This window comes from Lactovum odontotermitis (assembly GCF_054658595.1).
The window spans coordinates 46,049-70,105 of record NZ_BAAGGQ010000009.1 but is presented as its reverse complement, the minus strand read 5'-3'; the positions used below and the strand labels follow the sequence as shown (position 1 = coordinate 70,105).

17 protein-coding genes, 8 tRNA genes and 1 rRNA gene are annotated in these 24,057 nt (G+C 47.1%); 4 read left to right on the top strand and 22 right to left on the bottom strand.

The genetic code is table 11. From position 1 onward, the window contains the following. Positions 1 to 6 precede the first annotated feature (6 nt). Positions 7 to 1,347 carry a glycoside hydrolase family 30 protein gene (locus tag ACYQ2E_RS06500; RefSeq protein WP_460017258.1) on the top strand — a complete coding sequence of 447 codons (1,341 nt, stop codon included), beginning with the start codon at positions 7 to 9 and terminating at the stop codon, positions 1,345 to 1,347. 57 nt (positions 1,348 to 1,404) lie between these two features. On the opposite strand, the gene ACYQ2E_RS06495 is transcribed toward ACYQ2E_RS06500, so the two are convergent. From ACYQ2E_RS06495 to ACYQ2E_RS06480, 4 genes are all read right to left on the bottom strand, one after another. Then, positions 1,405 to 2,040, bottom strand: coding sequence for a hypothetical protein (locus tag ACYQ2E_RS06495; RefSeq protein ID WP_460017257.1), 636 nt, complete (start codon positions 2,038 to 2,040; stop codon positions 1,405 to 1,407). A gap of 50 nt (positions 2,041 to 2,090) precedes the next feature. Beyond that, a complete protein-coding gene (locus tag ACYQ2E_RS06490; protein ID WP_460017256.1) occupies positions 2,091 to 2,318 on the bottom strand; it encodes a hypothetical protein in 228 nt (75 codons plus the stop codon). Between the two features lie 88 nt (positions 2,319 to 2,406). Next, on the bottom strand, positions 2,407 to 5,010 hold the full coding sequence (gene clpB, locus ACYQ2E_RS06485) for an ATP-dependent chaperone ClpB (protein WP_460017255.1): 2,604 nt from the start codon (positions 5,008 to 5,010) through the stop codon (positions 2,407 to 2,409). A gap of 509 nt (positions 5,011 to 5,519) precedes the next feature. After that, on the bottom strand, positions 5,520 to 6,659 hold the full coding sequence (locus ACYQ2E_RS06480) for a cation:proton antiporter (RefSeq protein ID WP_460017254.1): 1,140 nt from the start codon (positions 6,657 to 6,659) through the stop codon (positions 5,520 to 5,522). A 141-nt stretch (positions 6,660 to 6,800) separates the two neighbouring features. Here ACYQ2E_RS06480 and ACYQ2E_RS06475 point away from each other — a divergent pair, with 141 nt between their 5' ends. Beyond that, positions 6,801 to 7,442, top strand: coding sequence for an HD domain-containing protein (locus ACYQ2E_RS06475; RefSeq protein WP_460017253.1), 642 nt, complete (start codon positions 6,801 to 6,803; stop codon positions 7,440 to 7,442). Further along, entirely contained in the window at positions 7,429 to 8,244 is an 816-nt protein-coding gene (locus ACYQ2E_RS06470) for a glycerophosphodiester phosphodiesterase (RefSeq protein ID WP_460017252.1), read from the top strand. The genes ACYQ2E_RS06475 and ACYQ2E_RS06470 overlap by 14 nt, the downstream gene beginning before the upstream one ends. 101 nt (positions 8,245 to 8,345) lie before the next feature. On the opposite strand, the gene ACYQ2E_RS06465 is transcribed toward ACYQ2E_RS06470, so the two are convergent. From ACYQ2E_RS06465 to polA, 17 genes are all read right to left on the bottom strand, one after another. Continuing rightward, positions 8,346 to 9,146 (bottom strand): energy-coupling factor ABC transporter ATP-binding protein, encoded by an 801-nt coding sequence (locus ACYQ2E_RS06465; RefSeq protein ID WP_460017251.1) that lies wholly within the window; start codon positions 9,144 to 9,146, stop codon positions 8,346 to 8,348. Next, positions 9,139 to 9,972 (bottom strand): energy-coupling factor ABC transporter ATP-binding protein, encoded by an 834-nt coding sequence (locus ACYQ2E_RS06460; protein ID WP_460017250.1) that lies wholly within the window; start codon positions 9,970 to 9,972, stop codon positions 9,139 to 9,141. The genes ACYQ2E_RS06465 and ACYQ2E_RS06460 overlap by 8 nt, the downstream gene beginning before the upstream one ends. Further along, on the bottom strand, positions 9,965 to 10,750 hold the full coding sequence (locus ACYQ2E_RS06455; RefSeq protein WP_460017249.1) for an energy-coupling factor transporter transmembrane component T family protein: 786 nt from the start codon (positions 10,748 to 10,750) through the stop codon (positions 9,965 to 9,967). The genes ACYQ2E_RS06460 and ACYQ2E_RS06455 overlap by 8 nt, the downstream gene beginning before the upstream one ends. After that, a complete protein-coding gene (locus ACYQ2E_RS06450) occupies positions 10,734 to 11,348 on the bottom strand; it encodes an ECF transporter S component (protein ID WP_460017248.1) in 615 nt (204 codons plus the stop codon). The genes ACYQ2E_RS06455 and ACYQ2E_RS06450 overlap by 17 nt, the downstream gene beginning before the upstream one ends. Before the next feature lie 569 nt (positions 11,349 to 11,917). Further along, complete coding sequence (locus ACYQ2E_RS06445; protein ID WP_460017247.1) at positions 11,918 to 13,597, bottom strand: O-linked N-acetylglucosamine transferase, SPINDLY family protein; 1,680 nt, start codon at positions 13,595 to 13,597, stop codon at positions 11,918 to 11,920. A gap of 117 nt (positions 13,598 to 13,714) precedes the next feature. Continuing rightward, positions 13,715 to 14,479: a CatB-related O-acetyltransferase gene (locus tag ACYQ2E_RS06440; protein WP_460017246.1), complete on the bottom strand. Its 765-nt coding sequence runs from the start codon at positions 14,477 to 14,479 to the stop codon at positions 13,715 to 13,717. 23 nt (positions 14,480 to 14,502) lie between these two features. Further along, complete coding sequence (locus ACYQ2E_RS06435) at positions 14,503 to 17,037, bottom strand: beta strand repeat-containing protein (protein WP_460017245.1); 2,535 nt, start codon at positions 17,035 to 17,037, stop codon at positions 14,503 to 14,505. 506 nt (positions 17,038 to 17,543) lie between these two features. Then, positions 17,544 to 17,616, bottom strand: a tRNA-Lys gene (locus tag ACYQ2E_RS06430). Between the two features lie 171 nt (positions 17,617 to 17,787). Continuing rightward, a tRNA-Asn gene (locus ACYQ2E_RS06425) sits at positions 17,788 to 17,861 on the bottom strand. Positions 17,862 to 17,868: 7 nt separating this feature from the next. Further along, a 5S ribosomal RNA gene (rrf, locus tag ACYQ2E_RS06420) occupies positions 17,869 to 17,984 on the bottom strand. Positions 17,985 to 18,011: 27 nt separating this feature from the next. After that, positions 18,012 to 18,085, bottom strand: a tRNA-Ile gene (locus tag ACYQ2E_RS06415). 302 nt (positions 18,086 to 18,387) lie between these two features. Then, positions 18,388 to 18,458 (bottom strand) — tRNA-Gly (locus ACYQ2E_RS06410). A gap of 30 nt (positions 18,459 to 18,488) precedes the next feature. Further along, positions 18,489 to 18,561 (bottom strand) — tRNA-Phe (locus ACYQ2E_RS06405). Between the two features lie 191 nt (positions 18,562 to 18,752). Continuing rightward, positions 18,753 to 18,826: transfer RNA gene (locus ACYQ2E_RS06400), tRNA-Met, on the bottom strand. 28 nt (positions 18,827 to 18,854) lie between these two features. Then, positions 18,855 to 18,944: transfer RNA gene (locus ACYQ2E_RS06395), tRNA-Ser, on the bottom strand. Between the two features lie 77 nt (positions 18,945 to 19,021). Further along, positions 19,022 to 19,093, bottom strand: a tRNA-Glu gene (locus ACYQ2E_RS06390). A 93-nt stretch (positions 19,094 to 19,186) separates the two neighbouring features. Next, on the bottom strand, positions 19,187 to 21,841 hold the full coding sequence (polA, locus tag ACYQ2E_RS06385; RefSeq protein ID WP_460017244.1) for a DNA polymerase I: 2,655 nt from the start codon (positions 21,839 to 21,841) through the stop codon (positions 19,187 to 19,189). 35 nt (positions 21,842 to 21,876) lie between these two features. Here polA and ACYQ2E_RS06380 point away from each other — a divergent pair, with 35 nt between their 5' ends. After that, positions 21,877 to 22,359: an HAD domain-containing protein gene (locus ACYQ2E_RS06380; protein WP_460017243.1), complete on the top strand. Its 483-nt coding sequence runs from the start codon at positions 21,877 to 21,879 to the stop codon at positions 22,357 to 22,359. A gap of 171 nt (positions 22,360 to 22,530) precedes the next feature. Here the strand turns inward: ACYQ2E_RS06380 and ACYQ2E_RS06375 are convergent, their stop codons facing one another. Next, positions 22,531 to 24,051, bottom strand: a complete 1,521-nt coding sequence (locus ACYQ2E_RS06375; protein ID WP_460017242.1) for an RNA-binding domain-containing protein — start codon at positions 24,049 to 24,051, stop codon at positions 22,531 to 22,533. Positions 24,052 to 24,057: the final 6 nt, after the last annotated feature.

The window sequence follows — 24,057 nt, the reverse complement described above, 5'->3', positions numbered from 1 at the left end:
TCAAGCATGATGAAAACAGCAGTTATAACAACCCAGGAGAATCCCTGGAAAGAATTGGTGCTCACAGAGTCAACAAGCGAGGCGGGCGAAAATAATCCGACCCTGACCGTGACAGACCAGGAAAATCGTGACATTATGGGCTTCGGCAGCTGTTTCAACGAGCTGGGAATGCAGGCCCTGCTCAAACTTGAAGCTGAGCAGCGCGACCAGCTGCTCGATGAGCTGTTTTTACCAGAAGCCGGCTGCAGCTTTAATTTCTGCCGCCTGCCGATTGGAGCCAGTGATTATGCGGATTCATGGTACAGCTATGATGAAGTAGCTGATGATTTTGAACTGAACCACTTTTCAATTGAGCGCGACATGAAATGGATTGTTCCTTATGTCCGTGAAGCACAGAAACGCAATCCTGACATTCAATTCATGGCCTCCCCCTGGAGTCCGCCGACCTGGATGAAAACCAAAAAAGCTTATAATTACGGGACTCTGATTTGGGAAGAAAAGTACTTGAAAGCCTACGCGCTTTATTTCCTGAAATATATCCAAGCCTATGACAGATTGGGCATCAAAATTGCGCAGCTGCACATTCAAAATGAAGTGGTCGCTGACCAGAAGTTCCCCTCATGCCGCTGGTCGGGCGAACAATTGCGGGATTTCATCAGAGATTACCTAGGCCCTTTGTTTGAGGCAAACGACATCACCACGGAAATCTGGCTAGGCACGATTAATGCGCCTGAAACAGGCACTGAAGAGCGCCGCAACGAATCACAGGACTATTCTGCAATTGCACAAGTCGCGCTATTTGACCCGATTGCTTACAAGTATATCGCGGGTGTCGGCTATCAATGGGCAGGCAAGGCAGCCATTCAGAAAACAGTCGATGCCTTCCCTGAAAAGCGCTATCTGCAGACTGAAAGTGAATGCGGCAACGGCCGAAACACCTGGCTTTACGCCGAATATGTCTTCAATCTGCTGCGGCACTATTTCCGCAACGGCACAAATGGCTATCTTTACTGGAATGCTGTTCTGGAGCAGGGGGGCGAGAGCACCTGGGGCTGGAAACAGAATTCAATGGTCAGTGTCAAGGCTGAAACAAAAGAGCTCATCTACAATCCTGAGTTTTATGTCATGAAACATTTTTCACACTTCATCCAAAAAGGCGCAAAACTGCTGACCTTGACCGGTCGAGATTGTGCCGATGCAGTGGCAGTGAAAAATCCGGACGGAACGACTGTTGTCGTGCTTTCCAACCAATTAGCTGAAGCGCGGGAAGTCAAACTAGCGCTTGGAGGTCAGCAGTTCACGCTGACAGCCCCTGCACACTCATTTTGTACGGTCAAGCTTGACTAACATTCAAAAACAAACAAAAAACGCCAATTTTCAGAATCTGGCGTTTTCTTTTTTTCATTATTCCCCATAAATGTCCGCATCACTCAGCCTGAAAATTACCAGTGTTTCAGGCGGATAAGCGGCTAACTGGCTGGCAAAGCTGTCGTCATCATCCTTTTGAACTTTCGCTTTAAGCGCAATCGTCACTTTCTGATGGTCCTCGGACAGACGCTCAAAAAGCGTGCGCAGCTCGCCGATGTCCTGTGCGCTGGCCTTGGGCAGAACTGTATATTTCGCGTGCTCATCGTCCAGCCAAGTACCCATTTTATCAAAGTCAACTGCCGAAGTCTCACGGATTTTCAGCTTGACCGAGATATCGTAGTCAAAACCTTGCTGCTCAATCATCTTGGCAATCTTTACCATTTCCCCATAAGTCCCCGAAGCCTTAAGCTTCAGCGTCGCCTTGTAAGGAATGCCAGCCAGTTCGAAGCGCTCCGCAATCTCGAAGGGATTCAATTCTGCGCCCGTCTCATCAAGCTGGGGCGGTGCAAAATTCACTGTGATTGAGTAACCGCGCGCCAGGAGCTTTTCATACTGCGTCTGAACTTCGGCCGTCTCCAAACCGTCAATAACTTCATTGAAAGTGCGCTCCGTCATTTTATTGTCTTCGGCAGCTTCTTCTTTTGGATAGATAATTTTTACTTGATAAGTCATTTGTCAATTATACCATGGAATTTTTGTCAGGACCGTTTCAAAATTACAGTTTACATTTTTTCGTCCCGCGCCTGATTCGCGAAATACTGCCGCTTAAAATCTTCAAAAAGATAAGACTTCGTGCTCTCAGACACGCCGTGCAGTTTGTCCGCATACATCGCATTAAAAGCCGCCCAGACCTTTTCACGCGCCTGCTCATAAAGCTCCGCGAGCTCATCATCTGTTGCATCCCAGTCGTCCCAGGCTTCGTCGTCGAAAAATTCTTGTTCTGTTAACATGTACGTATTATAGCACATTCTTTTTTCTAATAAAAAGACGAAAAAAGAGAGCCACCAAGTCACGGTAACTCTCTCAAACAGCTAAAACTCAGTCCTTATCTTCCTCAATGTCAAAATCGATTTTTTCATCTTTAACGGAAACTCGAACTGTAGATTTCGGAGCAATCTTCCCAGCAATAATCAGCTTCGCCAGCGGATTCTCCACTTCCTTCGTCAGATAACGTTTCAGAGGACGTGCGCCATAAGCCGGCTCATAAGCATTTTCTGCAATCCAAGTCTTGGCCTCGTCAGTCAGCTCGAAAGTAATTTCTTCCTCTGCCAGACGCTCGCTCAGCTGTGTGGTCATTTTACCGACAATTTCCTTCACATTGTCCAAGGTCAACGGTTTAAAGAGAATTGTGTCATCGATACGGTTCAGAAACTCCGGCTTGAAGTGGGCGCGCAGCTGCTGCATGACTTGCTCAGCCGCAGCCTCCGGAATTGTGCCGTCGTCGCTGACAGATTCCAGCAGCGTCTGCGAGCCGATATTAGACGTCATAATCAGAACTGTGTTTTTAAAGTCAACCAGAACGCCCTTAGAGTCCGTCAAACGACCGTCATCCAGCACCTGCAGGAGGATATTGAAAACATCCGGATGGGCTTTTTCGATTTCATCCAGCAGAACAATCGTGTAAGGATTGCGGCGCACGGCTTCAGTCAGCTGACCGCCCTCATCGTAGCCGACATAGCCTGGAGGTGCACCCACCAGACGGGATACGCTGTACTTCTCCATATATTCGCTCATGTCAATGCGCACCATGTGGTCTTCACTGTCAAACAGATTTTCAGCCAGCGCCTTTGCCAGCTCTGTCTTACCAACACCTGTCGGACCTAGGAAGAGGAAACTGCCCAGCGGACGGTTCGGGTCCTGAATGCCGGCACGCGCCCGAATAATCGCGTCAGAGACAGCATCAACCGCTTCGTCTTGTCCGACCACGCGCTGATGCAAGGTCGCAGGCAGCTGTAAAAGCTTTTCGCGTTCGCCCTGTACCAGTTTGGCAACTGGAATTCCTGTCATCCGGCCGATGACCTCGGCAATTTGCTCCTCTGTGACGGATTCCTGCACAAGTGTCAAATCTGCCGATTTAGCTTTTTCATCCAGCTCGGTAAATTCTTTTTCAAGCGCTGGAATCTTGCCGTAGCGAAGTGCAGCGGCTTTCTCCAGGTCACCAATATTCTGCGCTTCTTCCAAATCATGACGCGCATGGTCAAGTTCGGCACGTTTGTCCGAAATGCGGCCGACTTCTTTCTTTTCAGATTCCCACTGGGCTTTGAGCTGATTCGTTTCTTCACGCTGCTCTGCAATCTCAGCCCGCAGCAAATCCAAACGCTTTTTAGATGCGTCGTCGGTTTCCTTTTTAAGCGCCGCTTCTTCTATTTCCATCTGCATCAGCTTACGGTTGGCCTGGTCAAGCTCGGTCGGCAGAGAATTCATCTCCACACGGATGGTCGCACAAGCCTCGTCCACCAAGTCAATCGCCTTATCCGGCAAGTAACGGTCGGTAATATAACGGTTCGACAGGGTTGCGGCCGCCACCAGCGCATTGTCATGGATAGTTACGCCGTGATGAATCTCAAAACGCTCCTTCAGACCACGCAAAATCGAAATCGTGTCTTCAACCGTCGGCTCAGTCACCAGAACCTTCTGGAAACGCCGCTCCAGCGCCTTATCCGTCTCCATGTATTTGCGGTATTCGTCCAGCGTCGTTGCACCAATCAGATGCAGCTCACCGCGCGCCAGCATCGGCTTCAAGAGATTCCCCGCGTCCATCGCGCCCTCGGTCTTACCGGCGCCCACAATCGTGTGAATCTCGTCAATGAACAGAATAATCTGCCCGTCAGACTTCTTGACCTCATTCAGGACAGCCTTCAGCCGCTCCTCAAACTCGCCGCGGTATTTCGCCCCAGCAATCAGCGCGCCCATATCCAGCGCAAAAACCGTCTTATCCTTCAAGTTTTCAGGCACATCCCCGCGCACAATACGCTGCGCAAAGCCCTCCACAATCGCGGTTTTACCCACACCCGGCTCACCAATCAGCACCGGATTATTCTTCGTTTTCCGAGAAAGCACGCGAATCATATCGCGAATCTCCTCATCACGCCCAATCACAGGGTCCTGCTTGTCCGACTTCACCTGCTCAATCAGGTTAATCCCGTATTTTTCTAATGATTTATAAGTTTCTTCTGCATTTTTACTCGTCACCTTACTACCTCCTCTAAGATTTTTGACCTGTTCCTCGGCCTTCTGGCGCGTCACGCCATGGTCCATGAGATACCCGGTCAGCGAATTCTGCCTGAGCTTGAAAAGCGCGAGCAGAACGACTTCAGTCGAGAGATACTCATCGCCAAATCCCTTGGCAATTCCATCTGCTTCATTAAGCAGCTGAAAAAGCTCCGGTGACAGCGCCTGCCCATATTGGACAGAAGTCCCCTCAATACTTGGAATCTTGTCAATTTCCTGCTCAATTTTCGCCGTAAAGTCCGGAATATCAATTCCTAATTCTTTATAAAAATTCTCTGCAAAGCTGTTCGGCTCCACAAAAATACGCCAAAGATGAGGAAGCTCAATCGACTGATGATGACGCGTCATCGCAATTTGCTGCGCCGCACCCAGGCTCTCCTGCAGTGTGGATGTCATTTTTTCAATATCCAATTATAACTTCTCCTCATTTAATTTATTTAGGGCATGAAAACCCTACAAAGCCTATTATAACACTTTGGTCAGTGAAGGTCAAACTTTTCACTTCATTTTATAGATTTTTTAAGTTTTCTTTAATCTTATCTTCGCATTGTCCCTATCTCACATGGCTCTCCTTTTTATTAGAGAATTATGATATAATACTTCTTGTAGAAGTTTGCGGACGGTAGCCTTAATGGGAGGTGGTGCTTATGATGAAAATTATAGGCGCAAGCCTTAACAACATGAAAGGTAACAATTTTGACTGTTTTTCAGACATTGAGTCTTATGATTGCATTTGCAACCTTAATGATTCTTGTCAATAACAAGAAAAAATGACTGTCCAACTTTAGCGAGTGACGACAGTCATTTGACACAATAACTTGCTACCGTTCTTAAAACGGCTGCACTGGACTGGTTACCGCCAGTCCTTTTATATGTCTATTATACCACAGAAAAACGTACTGTCAAATTTAGTACGTTTTTCATTTCTCACTTCTCAAGGCCAGTTTTATCAGGAATGGCGCGATTAATGTGCTGAGTAATATGACAATGACCAGCTCAGAATAAACACCGTCTGTAATCAGTTTGCTGCTGAGTCCGATTTGTGCCACGATAAGTGCCATCTCTCCCCGAGAAATCATTCCCGTACCTACGAGCAGGCTCTCTGTGGTGTCTAGATGCGAAGCCCGCGCTGTGTAGTAGGCCGGCAGGAGCTTTGTCAAAACTGCAAGCAGCACGAAGAATAGGATGAGCAGAGGATGTTCCACTAGGCTTTTAAAAGAAATCGAAATCGCGATGGACACGAAGAAGACGGGGATGAAGACGACGTAGCCGATGGCTGAGACGAATTCTTCGATTTGCCGCGAGGGCTCGGTCTGCGAGATGGCAATACCGGCGAAGAAGCTGCCGATGACGGCCGACATGCCGACTGCATCAGCGAGTAGGCTCAGGCCAAGGCAGATTAGAATCGCCATGGTGGTGTTTTTGGCAAATATTGGGAGTTTGTCCACGAATTTCCAGACTTTTGGGATGAATTTGTGAACCAGAATGAGGAAAGCAAAGAAAACGAGCGTCAGAATGCCTTTGATTAGCAGGTTCCCGTCCCCGGACTCTGCGCCGCTTGTGCTGGTAAAAACCGAAAGAATCAGAACCGCCAGGATATCGTCCACCACTGCGGCCCCAAGAATAATGTTGCCTGCGCGAGTATTGAGCTTGCCATACTCCTGCAGCACCTCAACCGTAATCGAAACCGAGGTCGCCGCGAAAACGATGCCGTAAAACAAACTGACGTTGAAGCCGTAGCCCAGAAAATGTGCCGCCGCGCCAAAAAGCAGAAGGGGAGCGACAACGCCACTGATTGCAACCAGCATCGAAGCTTTGAAATACCTCTTGAGCATGTTCAAGTCGCTCTCCAGCCCAGCCAGAAACATGAGCAGAATCACGCCGATTTCGCTCATTACTTCAATGGTGTGTCCGCCATGAATCCAGCCCAAAACGGACGGCGCAAGAATCACACCAATCAGCATCTGCCCGATAACCGCAGGAATGTGCAGACGTTTCGAAATCACCGTCGCAAGCAATGAACCCGCAAGAATCAAGGTTAGCTGTAAAATATCATTCATGTGTCTATTTTAACAGATTTAAGGCAAAAAATTTGTTTATTTTCTTAAAAACATTTAATTTCTGTAAAATCCCGATTTTGTGCCCCTCAAAATATGACTTGCTTTCAATAGCAAATCAAGGTAAAATGTGACTATTCAAGTATGATTAATTTAGAAAAAATAAGCGATTTTGCACGAGCGGAGCACGCTGAAAACACCGACGGACACGGCTTCGACCACATCGAGCGCGTCGCGGCTTTGGCGCAGCGAATTTTATTGACCGAGCCCGCAGCCGATACTGAGCTGGTCCTTACGGCCTGTTACCTGCACGACACCTACGACGAGAAACTGACGACCGACGTGCCCGCGCAGAAAGCTAGAGTTCACGATTTTCTCGCGGATTTGACAAGTCCCGAATTCGCCGGAAAAACGCTGGAAATCATTGATAATATGAGTTTTTCGGCCAATCTCGCAGGCCGGCAGAAGCTCTCGCTTGAAGGACAAATCGTCCAAGATGCCGACCGGCTCGATGCCATGGGTGCCTGGGGCATCACAAGGGCGCTAGAATACGGCTGGTCGCACGGAAGAAAGCTCTACGACCCGTCAGTAAGACCCGCCAAGCTCAGAAGCAAAGCAGATTACCGTGTCAGAAACGACACCACTCTGAACCATTTCTACGAAAAATTATTCCTGCTGAAAGATTTGCTGAATACTGCCGAAGCCAAGCGTATCGGTGAAGAAAGAGATTTGCTGATGCACGATTTCGTTTCTGCGATTGAAAGAGAGTACCATGAAAGTCACTGAAATTATTCATTCACTTTTCAAACACGAGGTCCAGCTCATCCGCTCAAACTGTGAAACACTCGTTTTTGCACACCGCGGCTCAAAATGTAATCGCCCGGAAAATACCCTCGCCGCTTTCGAAGAGGCCGTACGCACAGGAGCAGACGGCATCGAGCTGGACGTGCACTTGTCAAAAGACCAGGAGCTCATGGTCATTCACGACGAATCTGTTGAGCGGACGACGACGGGCACTGGCCTGGTCCGTGATTTAATGCGCTCAGAGCTGCAGAAATTCGATGCCGGTCTCAAATTTGACAGGCGTTTCATGGACCAGAAAATCCCGACCTTGTCAGAAGTCTTGAAAACCCTGGTAGAATTGAACTTTACAGGCATTCTGAACATCGAAATCAAAACGGATAAGTACAACTATCCCGAAATCGAGTCGATTTTATCCCGCCAGATGACTGCACAAAACTGGCCTTTTCGTCATATTTACTGCTCGTTTAATTTCGACACTTTGAGAAAAATGTCCGAAATTGAACCCGGAACCGAGCTCTGCTACCTGACTTACAATAATAAGCAGGAAATTCATCGGGGGATGAAGGCGGACTTTATTCAAGCGCTGCATCCAATAAAGTTTTTTGTCTTCAGCCATAAAATCCGTGCAAAACATTCGCCCAAAGCGCTGCGCGTCTGGACAGTCAACACTGAGGCTGAAATGCGCCAGGCCTTCAAACTCCAGCTGGCCGGCTTTATGACCGATGAGCCGGCACTCGCGATGAAAATCAAACAAGATGTGAAGCACGCCCGTTTTGAAGCGTAAAGATTTAGGAAATCGTGGTTCTGCCCACAGGGCAGGTTCCGATTTATCTAATCTTCTAGCTTCAGGCGTGCTGAACTCAGTTCAAAAAAAGCTAAAATCACTCAGATTTCAGCTTTTTTAATTTCCAGAAATTCAGCCGTGCTCAGCGCTAACTTCGGCAGCTTCAGCGCTTTGCTCAGTGCGGCAATATGCGGGAGTTCAAGCCCGGCCGCGTCAAGCACCTCCTCTTGGGCAAAAACCTCATGCGCGGTGCCGTCTGCCAGAATCTGCCCATTTTTCAGCACAATCACGCGCTCAAAAACTTCCGCCACAAAGTCCATATCGTGCAAAATCGAAATCACCGATTTACCTGCCGCGCGCAGCTCCCGAATGACAGACTTAAGCTCTTCTTTGCCGCGAAAATCCTGCCCGATGGTCGGCTCATCAAAGATGACAAGCTCAGTGTCCATGGCCAGAATACTCGCAATCGCAATCTGCTTGCGCTCGGACAGACTCAGATCGTAAGGATTCTCATCCGCCAGCTGTGCCAAGCCGAACTTCTCCAAAGCCCGCCGCGCCGCTTTTTCCGCCTCAGCCTCAGACTTGCCCAGATTCAGCGCGCCGTACATCACCTCATCCAGCACACGGCTCTTGAAAATCTGGTCGTTCGGATTCTGAAAAACATAGCCTACACTTGCCGCCAGCTCCGTCACGTCCTTCTCGCGGGTCGACGCGCCATCAAGAAAAATCTCCCCAGCCGCAGGCTTCAGCAGCCCATTAATCAGCTTCATCAGCGTCGTCTTCCCGGCTCCGTTTTGGCCAATAATGGCCGTGCTGCGGCCGTCCAGCGTCAACGAAAACTCTTTAAAAATCGATTCCTCACCGTAACTAAAGGATAAATTTACAATCTTAATCTCAGCCATTCGATAAAGCCTCCAATTGCTCAAGCTTCACAGGAAATGTGCCGTCGGAATTCTTTAAATCCAGCGCCTGAGCCACTTGCATGTAAACAGGAGCTGCAAGCCCGAAGTCCGGCAAATCTGTGCGCGAGAAAATCTTCTCCGGGCTGTCAAAATCCGCCAGCTTACCGTCAGACAGCAGCAAAACCCTATCAGAATACTCCGCAATCATCTCCATCTTCTGCTCCACCATGATGATGGTCAAGCCCTTGTTCCTGAGCTTCTCCACAATTTCAAAAATCGCGCGCGCACCCTGCGGGTCTAGCTGACTCGTCGGCTCGTCCAGAAGAATCACTTCCGGCTGCATGGCCAGCACACCTGCGATAGCCACACGCTGCATCTGCCCGCCCGACAAGGCAAAGGGCGACTTCTCCCGCAGCTCTGTAATGTTCAAATCCGTCATGACCTGCTCGACCCGAGCAATCATCTCCTCGCGCGGCAGACCAAGATTCTCCAGACCAAAGGCAATTTCTTCGAAAACCGTTGTCTTCGCGCCTGTCATCTGAGTGAACGGGTTCTGGAAAATCAGGCCGACTTTGCTGGCCACTTCTGACAAATCTGTCTCCGGCAGCTTCAGACCTGCAATTTCAATCTGGCCGCCGAAAGTTCCTTTGAAAAAATTAGGCACTAAACCGTTCAATGCCGACAAAAGTGTCGATTTTCCGGAGCCGTTCCGGCCGATGATACCGATAAATTCGCCTTTTTCCACAGAAAAGCTGACATTGTCCAGCACGATTTTCGTCGTCCTCGGATAACGATATTTCAAGTTTTTAACAATTATCTCAGCCATTCAGAAGCCCTCCGAAAATCCGCCAGACAATGACTGCTGCAAGGCAGAGCCACAAGCAAATCGGCAATGCTTTGCCGCCCAGATACTTTTTCTCCTCGCGGATAAAACTGTGCCTGCCCTTACGGGAAAATGCACGCACTTCCAAGGCCATGGAGCGCTCCCGTGTGGCAATCAGTGAATTCATCACGGCGGGGCCAATTAGCGGGAAAATCCCCTTCAGCCGTGCCAGAACATTTCCGCCGCTTTTCATTCCTCTTGAGCGCTGAGCGTCCGTTATCGTTGCGACGGTTGCCATCATCTGCGGAATAATCTGAAAGACCGACAGAATCACATAGCCTAGACGCGGCGACAGTCCGCGCTTGACCACACTTGCCACCAGCTCCTCCGGGTCCACTGTGAAAATAATCAGGGAAAATGCCGAGATTAAAATCAGCAGCCGCAGGCAAATCCGCCCGCCGAAATAGAGGCCCTGCTGGTAAAATTTGACCGCTCCGAGCTGGAAGACCAGGTCCTGATTGCCAGTGTAAAACAAGCCCTGCACGACCAGAATCGTCAGAATCGCCACAAAACTGACCAGGAAAATCGGCAAGCTCCGCCGGAAAACGCCCGCCAGGAGCAGCAGCACAATCGGCAGCAGAAACAGAACTCCCAGCGCCGGCAGACTCGACAAAAGGTAGGAGCTGATGATGACCACAAAAACAAAAAGCAGCTTTGTCAAAGGCGAAACCTTGTGCACAAAGCTGTTTCCGGGTACATAAAGACTAAGCGTCTGTTTCATCGTTAAAGCTCTCCACCGCGCGGTTATCGTACATCGTCGTCAAGGTCTTCGGCAGGCCCTTGAAAATCAGATAAGCGATAATCGCCACGACGATTTTGTCAGGCAAGTCAACCACAATTTCATCCGCGAGAGATGCAATCCACACTGGAAAGTGCTGTGAACGAGCTGCTGCAAAAACAGCGTCGCCCCACAGGTTACCCGTTGTCCCCGCCCAGAAAATGATATTCAGAGGCGTCGAAATAATAATCGCCGTCAAGCCCAGCATCAAACCAGACAAAACCGCCCGGCCGAAATTCTTGATAAAGCCCGATTTCATCAGAATCCCCGCGACCAAGCCGATACAGATTTGCGTCAGCGCATAGACAAACATAATCGGATTCTGCGTCAAGCCGTAGATAATGTTGTTAATCGCACCCACCAGCGCGCCGACAATCGGTCCCGCCAGAAAAGCTGACAGAATCGTGCCGATTGAATCCAGCCAGAGCGGAAGTTTTAACGCCTGCGCCAGGGTCTGGCCGACATAGTTGATGGCTACGCCGGCTGGAATCAGTACCAGCGCCGCAGTTGACAGTTTGAAGCTCCAAATGTTCTTTTTCATAAATTCATCCTTATTAAAATAGTGCTCGGCCTTAACCAGCACTTGTAAGTTTGCCCGTCAAGCGATGTGAGTACGGGACTTTCTTTTATACTGTTATTATAGCAGAAAGTAGCTCTGGGCTCAAGTTCTGGCTCGATTCAAGTACTTAACCAGCAGCAGTCAAGGGTTTGCTTCATCCGCAAAGTCGGAAAAGTTTCCAGGTTCCAGAGGGCAAAGCCCATAACAACGCAAAAAAACACTGATTGAATGCCGTATGTTCACTCGTTGTATTGATCCGTCGACTAGGTCTAAGGGGGTACTCTCGCTCTAGCTAAAGCAAAGCTGCTAGATGTCTATGGTCCCAAGCAATACAAAAATAGTCGGTCAAAAAGTGAGTGAACGCGCACATTCCAGTGCTTTTATATTCTTATCATATCAGATTTTTCTTCAAACGTCAAGAATTTGTAAACGGAATCATAACAATTGAGAAAATGTGAAAAGATGTACATTATCTTGATTATTGTCCTCAATATATGCACAGGAGCTCTGAGATTTTCTCAAAGTTCCTGCATTTCAAACTCAAGTGACTGTTATTCAGCGTCATCCGAATGCTCGTCTACATATTTAGCCCAAGCCTTGTCATAAGCTGCTTCAACTGAGCGTGCAAAGCCGTCTAAATCCTGCGTCAATGAAGACGTTTGGACAATTTCGCGCAGATTTTCGCGGTAGTAACGTACTTTGTCAATATCTGCTGCTAATGCTGCGCCCTTCTGAGCAAAGCTTTCTTCGTCGGAAGCATTAAAGACATCATCAATGCCCAGCATTTTATTCACACGACCAGTGCCGCGTGATGCAAAGGCAGGGCCAGGGCAGCAAAGTGTCGGCAAGCCCATATGAAGAGCTTCGATTGTAATTGACAGGCCGCCGAATGGTGTGGGGTCTAAACCGACATCTGCCAAATTGTAGGCTTTAAAGTGGACATCCAGCTGCTCTTTGTCAATGGTGACGCGCTGACGGGGCACTCCCAGCTTCTCCAAACGCTGATAGAGCTGTTCAATTTTGTCCGGCGTCAGCTGCGGGCCATAACGATAAATCAAAAGATGTGCATCCGGTACAGCCTTCATCAATTTTGCCCAAAGACGCAGTGTTGTCGTTGTGATTTTAGAAATATCATTGAAGCAGCCGAAAGTAATATAACCGTTTTTCTCCATCGGTAGAGGCGTAATGTCGGGCAAATCAATCTTCCGCGTGAAATTGAAACGGTCCATTCCAGCTTCAATATACATAGGCGCCTCGGTATAAAGGTCTTCATTTCCTTTAGGCACTGTGTATTCATCCGTCATGATATAATCAATTTCTTTGAAGCCGTAGGTGCCCAGAAATCCCATGTATTGTGCCTGAATCGGCGCTGGTTTGAAAAGTAGGGCAAAGCTGCGATTATGCGTAAAGCCGCCCAAATCAATCAGGATATCAATTTTATCGTCATAAATTCGTTTCGCAAGGTCAAAGTTATTTAGTCTGGCACAGTCCACAAAGCGATTGCCGAATTTCATGATACGCGTCGTGATATCATCATAATCCCTGTCAACAGTGGAATAAAGCGTAATATCGTATTTGACCGTGTCATGGTGCTCCAGCAGCGGAATGATGAAACTCATCATTGTGTGATTGTAGAAATCTGAAGAAATATAACCAATCCGGAGCTTTTTGTCCTTTTTTAATTCTCCTTCTTCCTTCAATCGTTCGTGTGTGTAGACCGTCCCATTGGCCACAAATTTTCTCGGCCAGTCTGAAGCATATTCCTCTAGTTTATTTCGCACGCCCATAGGAGTGTAAGCATCTGTCTTGATTGTCAGGAAATTCCGGCCGCCGTAATTAGAAAAATTATTATCCAAAGCAAACGCCCGGTCGTTAAATTCGATTCCTTTATCTTGGTCGAAGCTGTAAAAAATGGAAGCCAGACGCATATAAACTGACGCATTCGTCGTTGAATATTCCAGCGTCTTCAGCAAATTCTCACGCGCATGATCCATGTCGTCCATGGCGTAGTAACAATCTCCTATTTTACGGTAAAGTTCGCATTGATCCCAGGCAAAGCTGTCATCAAGATAGCTGAACAGCGACTTATAAACTGCAATCGCCCGTTCATTCGAGCGTTTCTTATCACCGTTCTGATCCTGGCGCTGGTATATTTCATCCGCCGCCCGCATGAGCGCCAAAAAGTCTGAATCATTACAATGTTTTGCTAAACGTTCTTCTTCTGTTGCCATTTTTTTCTCTTTCTTTAGTTAATTCGATAATATTTGTGCCAAACAACATTAAGAATCTCAGTACAAAATAGCTGAGATTCTTTTTAATTACTTGTTACGTTTCAGTCAATACTTTTACTAGTCTGGAATGAGCGATGAATCCAGAATGTCTTGAGCAGTGATTCCATTTGTTTCGATTTTTTCCAATTTTCCTGATTCTTTCAGCAGAAAGAAATCGTTAATAAATTTATCTACGGAGTCATTTCCTTTTGTTCGCGAGAAACTTTGATAACGATAGTCCCACCAGTGTGTGGACTGCAGCTTTTCGGCGGTTTCTTTTGAAAAACGGCGGCCGATGATTCGTGCCGGTGCTCCTGCCACAATAGCATACGCCGGAATATCATTCAAGACTATCGTTCTGTCAAGAATGACGGCTCCATCAGCAATCGTGACGCCTTCATTAAGCAGAACATCGTCGCCGACCCAAACATCATTACCGATTTTTAACGCTCGATGAACCGGAGAATAGGGCTCGCGCATGAATTCTCCCCAGGAATCCAGAAAGATAGCAGGTTCATCTCCCTCGTTGTAGGTAATCGGAGAGCTGCTGAATCTCTTCAGAGGAGGATAATCAAGCTCTTTTACAAAGACATTATGTCCTAGACTCGAAAACCGTCCAATTTCAGCATCGTAGGGAATAGGAGACTGAACATAAGAATACATTCCAATGTTCAATAAGCCTCCATTTGTCCCTACCAAAGCTGAATTTTGCTCGATATGAAGAGAATCATCGAAACTGACTCCTCCGCTCCACAAATCATATTTCCCATCTAATTGGACGTGAATCCGATTAGATGAGAATAAATTTTTCAAGTTCGTTGAAACAGGAACTGAGTGAATCATCGCCTCTCCTATCTCATTCGTATTTAATCATTAGATGAAGTTTTACGTTTTTTCTTCATTGCAGCTATTGCAACGGCTGACAGAAGGAGTGCGCCACCGAGTTCTTCTGCTCCAAGTGCGTCTGCATCACCGGTTACAGGTAACGGTGCAGGCTTTGTTGGACTAGGCTCTGCTGGAGCCGGTTTCGTTGGAGTTGGCTTCGTTGAGACTACAGGCTTTGGAGTTGGTGGAGTTGAAGGGCCTGGGGTTTTCGGAACATCTGGAATCGTCGGAGAAGTCGGTGTAGGATGAACTTCCGACGAGCCGGACGTTGAGAAACTCGAAGAGGTCACATAAGTTCCGCTTGATGAAACTGTCGCACTTGTTGTACCTGTTGTAGAAGCAGTTACATTTGTTGTACTGGTTCCGCCGGTTGAGTTTGTAATTGAGCTGCCGCTAGTGAACGTCGAGCTGAATGTTGTCGCCGTGGTACCCGTTGAAGAACTAGAAACTATTTCGCTTGAGCTGCTTGAGGAGCTCCATGAATTTGACGTTCCGGTAGGATTTGACGATACACTTGTAGACGACGAACTAGAAGAATCCGAATTCCCCGGCGTCGTATGCGTTGAACCTGTTGAGCTGCTTGAACTGTTAGTATTTGTTGAACCAGAAGTTCGAGTCGCCTCAGAATAAGACGTCGCAGTTGACATTGTCATCGCAAACGTACCGCTTGTTGACGTAACAGTTTGAGCTGTCCATGAACTTGAAGAACTTCCTGTGGTCTGACCGGAACTAATAGAAGAATTCGTATTTGTCCATGAAGTCGACCAGCTGCTTCCGGAAGTGAATGTTGTATCTGTAATGCCGCTTGAGGCAGTTGTCCCGGATTTAAGAAGTGATGAGCCCGAAGACCAGTAAGAACGAGTCGTGGCTGTAGAGTTTGAAGTCTCAGCCGAGCCTTTTGTGCTGAACGAATTGGTAGAGCCTGTTGTTTCGCCTGTCTTTGAAGTTGCTTTTGTATTCTGTTTTACTCCAGTTGCAACTGAAATGTAAGACTGTGATGACGAACTGATTGTGTTTCCGGTTATTGTTGAGCCTGAAGTTTTTACAATCGTTGATAACGTTGTTCCTGTTACGGTTGCAGTGCTCATAGTGGTACTAGGAAGCGTCCCGGAACCCGAACTGCTTGACGAAACAGGGTTATACATATCAGTCCCTTGGGTGAGGCCAGACGCTGTGGAAATCGCATTTGTTGCAAAACTGTTTTCAACCGTTGAACCTGTAATTGAGCTGACAATTGTAGAGTAAGAAATCACAACTGAAGCAGAAGTTCCCATCGAACCAGACTGGAAAGTTGACCAGGTAGAACCCGTAGGTCTATTTGTCGTCTGAGCTGTTGTCGAGCCGCTTGTTGAAGGCAGAATGGAAGAAAAACCTGAAGAAGCCGAAGTAGCTGTTGAAACCGTCCCTGAAGTCTGAGTAAATCCGCTATAGGTTGAATAAGACCGCGTAGTGGCACTAGAAACAGTTCCGGAACCATTTCCTCCAGTTGAAGCGCTACTCCAGTTTCCAACATTATTATTGTTGTCACCACCAATCATGACTGTAGAATAAGAGGTATTGGAGGATGAAGCAAATGTATTAACCGTAGAACCAGAACTTAATGTAATACTTGAGCCAGTCGTACCAGTAGAATTTGAAGAAGAATAAGAACTATTTGTGCGCCCGCTCTCGATATTAGATTCATTATACTGTGACGACATCGTCCCTGTCTGCATAGAACCAGAATACTTCGAAACAGTCGAATAACTCGTTGAAACTGTTGTTCGTTGAGTCCCTTCTCCTGCAGTAAGCACAGTCGAAGTGGTCATGGTTGTCCCGTAAATACCGCCGCCTTTTCCTGAGAACGTAGTTCCAGTCGTTTGCCCCGTTATTGTGGCTCCGTTATCATCTCCTACATTACCAGTAACTCCTGTGCTGGCCGAAGGCAGTGTTCCATAGGTTTCATCCGTAAAACCAGTAACGGAAGACCCTGAAGTCTGACCTGAACCATTTACAATCGTTGAGCCAGAATTTTCACCAGAGTTAGCAATAGTGGAACCAGTCGTACCTGTAACTGCTGTTGATGAGACTGTTGAATTTATTGAGTTCGTCGCATTGGTTGTACCAAAAGTCGCATTTGGAAAACTTTGATGACTCGTTACCGTTACCACAGTTTTATCTGTAGATAGAGTGGGTACAGTATAGGAAGGCTGTGTGTCGCCTGTTCTAGTTGAACCGTTCAAATCCGCAGAGCTCGTTGAAGCCAACGTTCCGCCGCTTCCAGTAGAACCAGAAGCAGAACTGTTAATGACATCGGCTTCAGCTTTAACTGAACCAATTGCCTGTACTAAATTTTCAGCTGTCTGTGGCTGGGCCGCAACAAAACCGCCCCCGGCAATCACTGCCAGAGCGCCCGCCGAATAGAGCCAAGTTTTATGGCTCTTCCAGGTTTTATATTGGCCTTGTTTCTCTTCAGTTAATGATCTTTTTAGATGCCGTATCTGTCTATCATGCTTTGGCTGGTAATTTTCAGTCATAGATATTCTCCCATAGTTCTGATTAATTTAAAAAACATAGAACTTTTAAAATTCTGTAAATTATTGATTTATTAAAAATTCACTCTTTACAAGTTTATACTTTTTATTGGATTTTGTAAACCCATAAGTGTATTGTATCTTATAAAACAAATGCATTTTCGTAATTGCAAGAACTTTCAGGTGTTTTATTTGCAGATTAGAGTTGATTAGATATTCAATTAAATTAAAAAACGGCCATATCCATAAATGGAGGTCAGGCAACTTTTTAACATCATCAACCACATTAACAGCCCACCTTTCTAGCCTGAACATCCCATTATAAGAAAATATTTTTACTTGATAATGAAGTACTTATAGAAATAAACTACAGAAAAAGCGTGGATGCAACTTAATGGCAACCACGCTTCTTGACCTCACATTAAAAACAAGAGTTTTCACCCCAAAGGCAATTTTCAAAGCTAGAAATAAAAAAATCCAAAAATCTTTGTGATTTTTGGACTAAAAAATGCCCAGGCAGGGGCTCGAACCCTGGACCCATAGATTAAGAGTCTACTGCTCTACCAACTGAGCTACCTAGGCTAATATCATGAATGCTGAGTGCAACAACTCAACCTCCAAATTTACTTTTTAACTGTGGTAGCAAGGGAAGAAGCTTACGCTTCTCTCATCCAGTATACCTCGAAGCAGTGCTTCGAGCCAACTGAGCTACCTAGGCTAATTTGTAAAAACAACGCCAGGCGCTGCTTTTTCCTCCGGCAGTAGGACTCGAACCTACGACATCATGATTAACAGTCATGCGCTACTACCAACTGAGCTATGCCGGAATAAAGGACTTGGCAACGTTCATATCTTGCAGGAGGCAACCTCCAACTACTTCCGACGCGACAAGACTTAACTGCTGTGTTCGGCATGGGAACAGGTGTATCTCTTGTGCTATTATTACCAAATCTATTTTCAATGTCCACAGACATCGATGGGAATTCTAGGATTCGAACCTAGGACCCCTGCGTTATCAACACAGTGCTCTAACCGACTGAGCTAAACTCCCAAATATATTACTGAGCAATGATTGCTCATTCGTTACCTCTTGATGAAGAATTTCCAGATGGTGTCCATTCCATCTAGCCGCTAAAGCGTCTGATGGCAGGGCAACCGACTGAGCTAAAATCCCATATATATTACTGAGCAATGATTGCTCATTTGTTACCTTTTGATGAAGAATTCACAGATGGTGTCCATTCCATCTAGCCGCTGAAGCGTCTGATGGCAGGGCAAGCAACTGCAACTAAACTCCCATACCAGACTACCCTCGCTTTTCACGATTGCAGAAACATTCCCTCAGAAATGTTCAGCGGGTGACGAGAATCGAACTCGCGACAACAGCTTGGAAGGCTGTGGTTTTACCACTAAACTACACCCGCTAGTTTGTGATTCTCTGTCAAATCTGACAATGGCGCGGGACGGAATCGAACCGCCGACACAAGGAGCTTCAATCCTTTGCTCTACCGACTGAGCTACCGAGCCATATTTTATTGAAGTTGAGCATAAAAAACCAGTGCTCAATATAATTTTTACTGCGGTAGAAGGGAAGATTGCTGCGCAATCCCTATTCACAGACCTCGAAGCAGTGCTTCGACCCGACTGAGCTACCGAGCCATATGGAGCTGACAAACTAACAGAGTAAAGTCTGAAAGTCGGCGCAATCCAACCCCAAATTGCGGGAGGAGGATTTGAACCTCCGACCTTCGGGTTATGAGCCCGACGAGCTACCTAACTGCTCCATCCCGCGATAATTATAATTAACACTTAAAGTGTTAAGGAGGATGTGGGATTCGAACCCACGCACGCTTTTACACGCCTGACGGTTTTCAAGACCGTTCCCTTCAGCCGGACTTGGGTAATCCTCCAAGGCTGTTTTGCCATTTTCGTCATTAACCATTAAAATGTCGCAAATGCCAGCTCGTATTTCCTAAGAAATACTTAATAGTCCGTACGGGATTCGAACCCGTGTTACCGCGATGAAAACGCGGTGTCTTAACCCCTTGACCAACGGACCTTCTATCAAAGCAGTACTTTAATATTCTATCATAATTTTTTGAAAAGTAAAGTAAAAAGTATGCTTTTTCAAGATTTTTTTCAAAAATGTCCGCTATTTCGCTTCATACCAGGTCTTCCCGGTGTTTTCTTCTACTTTGAGCGGCACTCGAAGCAGTGCAGCCGCTTCCATTGTTGTTTTAACGAGCTTTTCAACGCTTTCCAGCTCTTCTTCGGGCACGTCTAGGATAATTTCGTCGTGAACTTGCAGCAGCATTCTGGCCGCATATTTACCCTCTGTAAGGGCCAAATCCAGGTTAATCATGGCCACTTTCAGAATGTCTCCGGCGGAGCCTTGGATAGGCGCATTGATGGCTTGTCGCTCGGCCGCCTGGCGAACGGCGTAGTTTCGCGCGTTGATGGTCGGCAGTTTGCGGCGGCGGCCGTACATGGTCGTGACGTAGCCGGTGTTCTTGGCTTCCCGCTTGGTTGTTTCGATGTAACTGGCAATTTCTGGGTAGCGCTCGAAATAGGTGCGGATGATTTGCGCGGCCTCTTTGTTGCCGATGCCCAGACGGCGCGCGAGTCCGTACTCAGTTTCTCCGTAGGAAATACCAAAGTTGACCGCTTTAGCCGAACGGCGCTCATTGGCCGTGACATCTTCTGCTCTGGCAATGTCAAACACACGCATGGCCGTGGCCGTGTGGATGTCCTCGTCGTTCTCAAAGGCAGCAATCAGGCTCGGGTCTTTGGTAATATGGGCCAGCACACGAAGCTCAATCTGTGAATAGTCAGAGCTCAGCAGAACGCATCCTTCGCTCGGCACAAAGGCTTTGCGAATCTTGCGGCCTTCTTCCAGACGTACGGGAATGTTCTGCAGATTCGGCTCAACCGACGATAAACGGCCGGTCTGCGTCAAATCCTGGACATAGCGGGTATGAATTTTGCCGTCTGCGGCAATCTGCGGAATCAAGCCCTGTACATAGGTTGACTGAATCTTGCTGATTTGGCGGTATTCCAGAATTTTGGCCACGATTTCATGCTGCGGCGCGAGCTCTTCCAGCACGTCAACGGCGGTCGAATAGCCGGTTTTTGTCTTCTTGCCGTGGGGTAGGCCAAGCTGTTCAAAGAGAATGTCGCCAAGCTGTTTGGGCGAATTCAGGTTAAAATCGGTGCCGGCCATTTCGTAAATTTCTTTGGTCAGATTGGACAGGCGGGCTTCGTTTTCGTTGCCGATTTCATAGAGTGTCTGGGCTTTGACGGCAATGCCGGTCATTTCCATTTTGGCCAGCACTTCGGCCAATGGGAGCTCCATGTCGGTCAGGAGCTGCAGCTGGTCGTTCTCTTCGAGCGCATCCAGCAGCGGCTGTTTGGTTTCGGCTAGCACTTTGACTTTGCGGGCCAGGTGCGTGAACAATTCTTCGTCAAATGGAACGGCGCGCTTGGCGCCTTTGCCGTAGACTTCGTCGTCGCTCGCCAGGTATTTCTGGGCATAGAGGCGCGCCAGTGTGGCAATCTGGTTGTCTTCTGTTGTGCTGACCAGGTATTTGGCCAGCATGCTGTCAAATTCGGCCATTTCCGGTTTCACGTCGAGTCTGCTCAGCAGCACGCAGTTTTTCTTGTAATTGTATGTATTTTTGGGGAATTTGAATGTCTGCAGCAGCTTGAGATTTTTTGAAACGTACTGCTGCTCGGCATTGCCCCAGGCAAAGGCGGCAATCGGCTCGCGGTGGTAGTTCTCGCCGAGGATTTCCATGTAAAAGAAGTCTTCTGGCTGGACTTGCGCATTCTCCGTGATTTCTGTCCAGTTCACAGGGATGTCTTCCTGCGCCACTGAGACTTTCTCCTCAGAAAAGTCTTCGTAAACTTGCTGAGGCTTGACCTCAGCTTTTCCGCCCAGAAAATCGGCTTTGAACTTCACGAAACCGAGCTCGTCATAGAGCGCGAGCAGCTCTTCGCGTTTCGGCCCGACGTAGGCAATGTCGTCGAGTCCAATCTCTATCGGGCTTTTCGTGTCGATGGTGGCCAAAGTCCGCGCCAGATAAGCTTTTTCCTTGTCGGCAATGATGTTTTCTTTCATCTTGCTTGGCTTCATGCCGTCAACGCCCGCGTAAAGGCCGTCCAGCGAGCCGTACTCGCCCAGGAGCTTCAGCGCGGTCTTCTCGCCGACTTTCGTGATGCCGGGGTAGTTGTCGGAGTTGTCGCCCATCATGGCTTTAAGGTCGATAAACTGGTCAGGATTGAGGCCCATTTTGGCCTTCAGATAGGCAGGTGTGAAGGCCTCGAACTCGGCCACGCCTTTCTTGCTGATTTCAACCGTCGTGTTGGCATCGGCCAGCTGAATCATGTCCTTGTCGCCGGTGACAATCGTGACCGACCACTCTTCGTTTTCGGCCATTTTGTCCAGCGTCCCGATGATGTCGTCCGCCTCGTAGTTGACCAGCTGGTAGTGCTTGATGCCCAGGCGCTCAATCATGTCCTTGATGAAAGGCAGCTGCTCGCGGAATTCGTCCGGCGTCTTGCTGCGCCCGCCCTTATAATCGGCGAACATCTCCGTGCGGAAGGTCGTCTTGCCCGCGTCAAAAGCCACCAGCACGTGCGTTGGTTTGAGGCGCTGCATCAGATTAGTCAGCATCAGGTGGAAGCCGTAAATCGCGTTCGTGTGCAGCCCGCTCGGCGCCACAAAGCGGTCCAGCGAGTTATAAAGCGCAAAGAAGGCACGGAAGGCCACAGACGAGCCGTCTATCAGTAATAAATTGTTTTTTGACATATCCTAATTATAGCAGACAAATGGTAAAATGAAGTATGCTTTATATTTTACTCGACATTGACGGGACGATTCTGCCGGCGCACACGGATAATCCCGAGCGGGCGACCCTCGAAATTAAGCTCGGCCTGGCCGAAAATGAGTTTCCGCTTTGTTTTTATGCTGACATCATTCAGGCTCTAGCCGACCTGTCGCATCGACCCGACTGCGAGATTGTCATGTGCACTTCCTGGGACGAGACCTCTCTGGAAATCGCAAAGCTGCTGGACATTCAAGCAAGCAGCTATATGACCTTCATTTCCGAAAATCCGGAGCATTGGTACAAATGGGACAGTATTGTTCATTTCTGCCAGACGCATCCGAAAAATCGGGTAATCCTCTGTGATGACCTGGCCAGCCGCGAAAACACGCCGCGCCCGAGGCCGAAAAACTTGGTCAAAATCCTTCAGCCCGACCCACGCAAAGGACTGACAATGCGGGATTTGAAGAAAATTGAAAAACTCGCGGCAAGAAATGACTGAGCTCTGAAAAAACAAAAAACACGCGCCAACGCGCGCATTTCCTGCTTTTCTATCACAAATCTATCAATAATTCTTAGTTAACAAAGAGAAGAGAGACCTGTCATAACAACATTTATAGCAGTTTAACAATTCTTTTTCTATAAAGAATCTATCAATACCCTTGTATTTCTATCAATAATTTTTGAATTTCAGATCTGAAGCAAGTTGTTTAATCGTGGCAATTTGCTGTTCCAGGCTCTGCTTAATCCGATATTGTGTGCTTCGCTTATTTCCTAGAGTTTCGATATAGCCTTTATTCATTAATGAATTCAAAGCCTCTCTTACATAATAAACCGACAAATCCGTTTTCTCAATAATCTCCTTACGCGAGATAGGTAGTGTCTCCTTAGTCAATAATCTCAATATGACAGCTTCATGCTCATCCAAATCGGCAGCAGCAACAAAGTCTATTGCCCATATTCTCAAAACTGTTTTTTCTGAGTCAGATTCAATCGATGGAAGTTTAAAATTTGCCTTTTGAGCTGCATGAAATATCTGCTCGCCGCCAGTCCCGGCTAACTCCCCAAACCCCATAAGTTTAAGCAGCTTTGAAATAACAGGATTCCTAGTTTTAGAGTCATTTGTGGTAAAGAAATTCTCAATCGGAATTTTCATTGTTCCCGCATTACTAAAATCAAAATAGTCCCAGAAAACATCAATCACTTCATGTTCCTCAGAAAAGTAATCCGAATGCATCACTACATTCAGCAAAGCCTCACGTAAAGCCACCTTAAGTAAGTCTCCAACCTCTATCCGCGCTTGCTTCTCGTCCAGTATAAAAGGGTTCTCTGGAATACTTTGCAAATAGTCATAACTCCGCACAAAAAACTGATACACATTCAAGTCGTCATTGAATGTTGAAATACGATTCCGCCAACGTTCGTCAGATCTTCTATCAAATAAATCCATTTGAAAATGCGGAAAGTTTTGAAGAAGTGGAAAACTCTTTCCGAAAAATAATAATCCACCTGCTGTAATTCCCACCTGCCCGGACTTTCTATCCGTGGCAATCACCCCAATTTTCTCAAGAAATTCCGTTAGAGAAAAGCTTTGATAGTGTTCAAACTTTGGATTTGCCTCAACTCTGCGACGATAATCATTAATTGAAGTTTTATCTAAATCATCAACGGAATAGTTACACAAGACATCAACATCAAGCTCGTCAGACTGGTGACGTATTAACGATTTTAGTTCCTCATCCTTAGCAATTTTATCGCTTGATCCCACGCGAATGAATGGAACCATTACTTTTGAATCTTTTATCCTGACAAGAACCGGCTTCTTATTGTCTGGTGCTTCTGCAACACTAATTTTAATAAAAGATTTCCCGCTTGGGGTTCCCTGTATTACAAAAGATTCAACTGAGTTGTAAGATAACACATTTGGGTCTGTTAGTTGCTGGCTCAAGATTTCCTCTTGCCTTTGTGGATTGTCAATTCCCTCTACAGGATAGTGCTTCTTCCCTTTAGTATCCATTTTTTCACCCACGCCTAGGAAAATAATGCCACCTTTGGTGTTAGCAAATGAACTAATACTTTCGAAAAGCGATTTGGACAGCGAAGTTTTTGAAGATTTGTATTCAATCACATCCGACTCGTCAAGAATCATATTTTCTTCTTTATTGTAATCTATTTGTTTAGCTATGATTTTCACCCACTT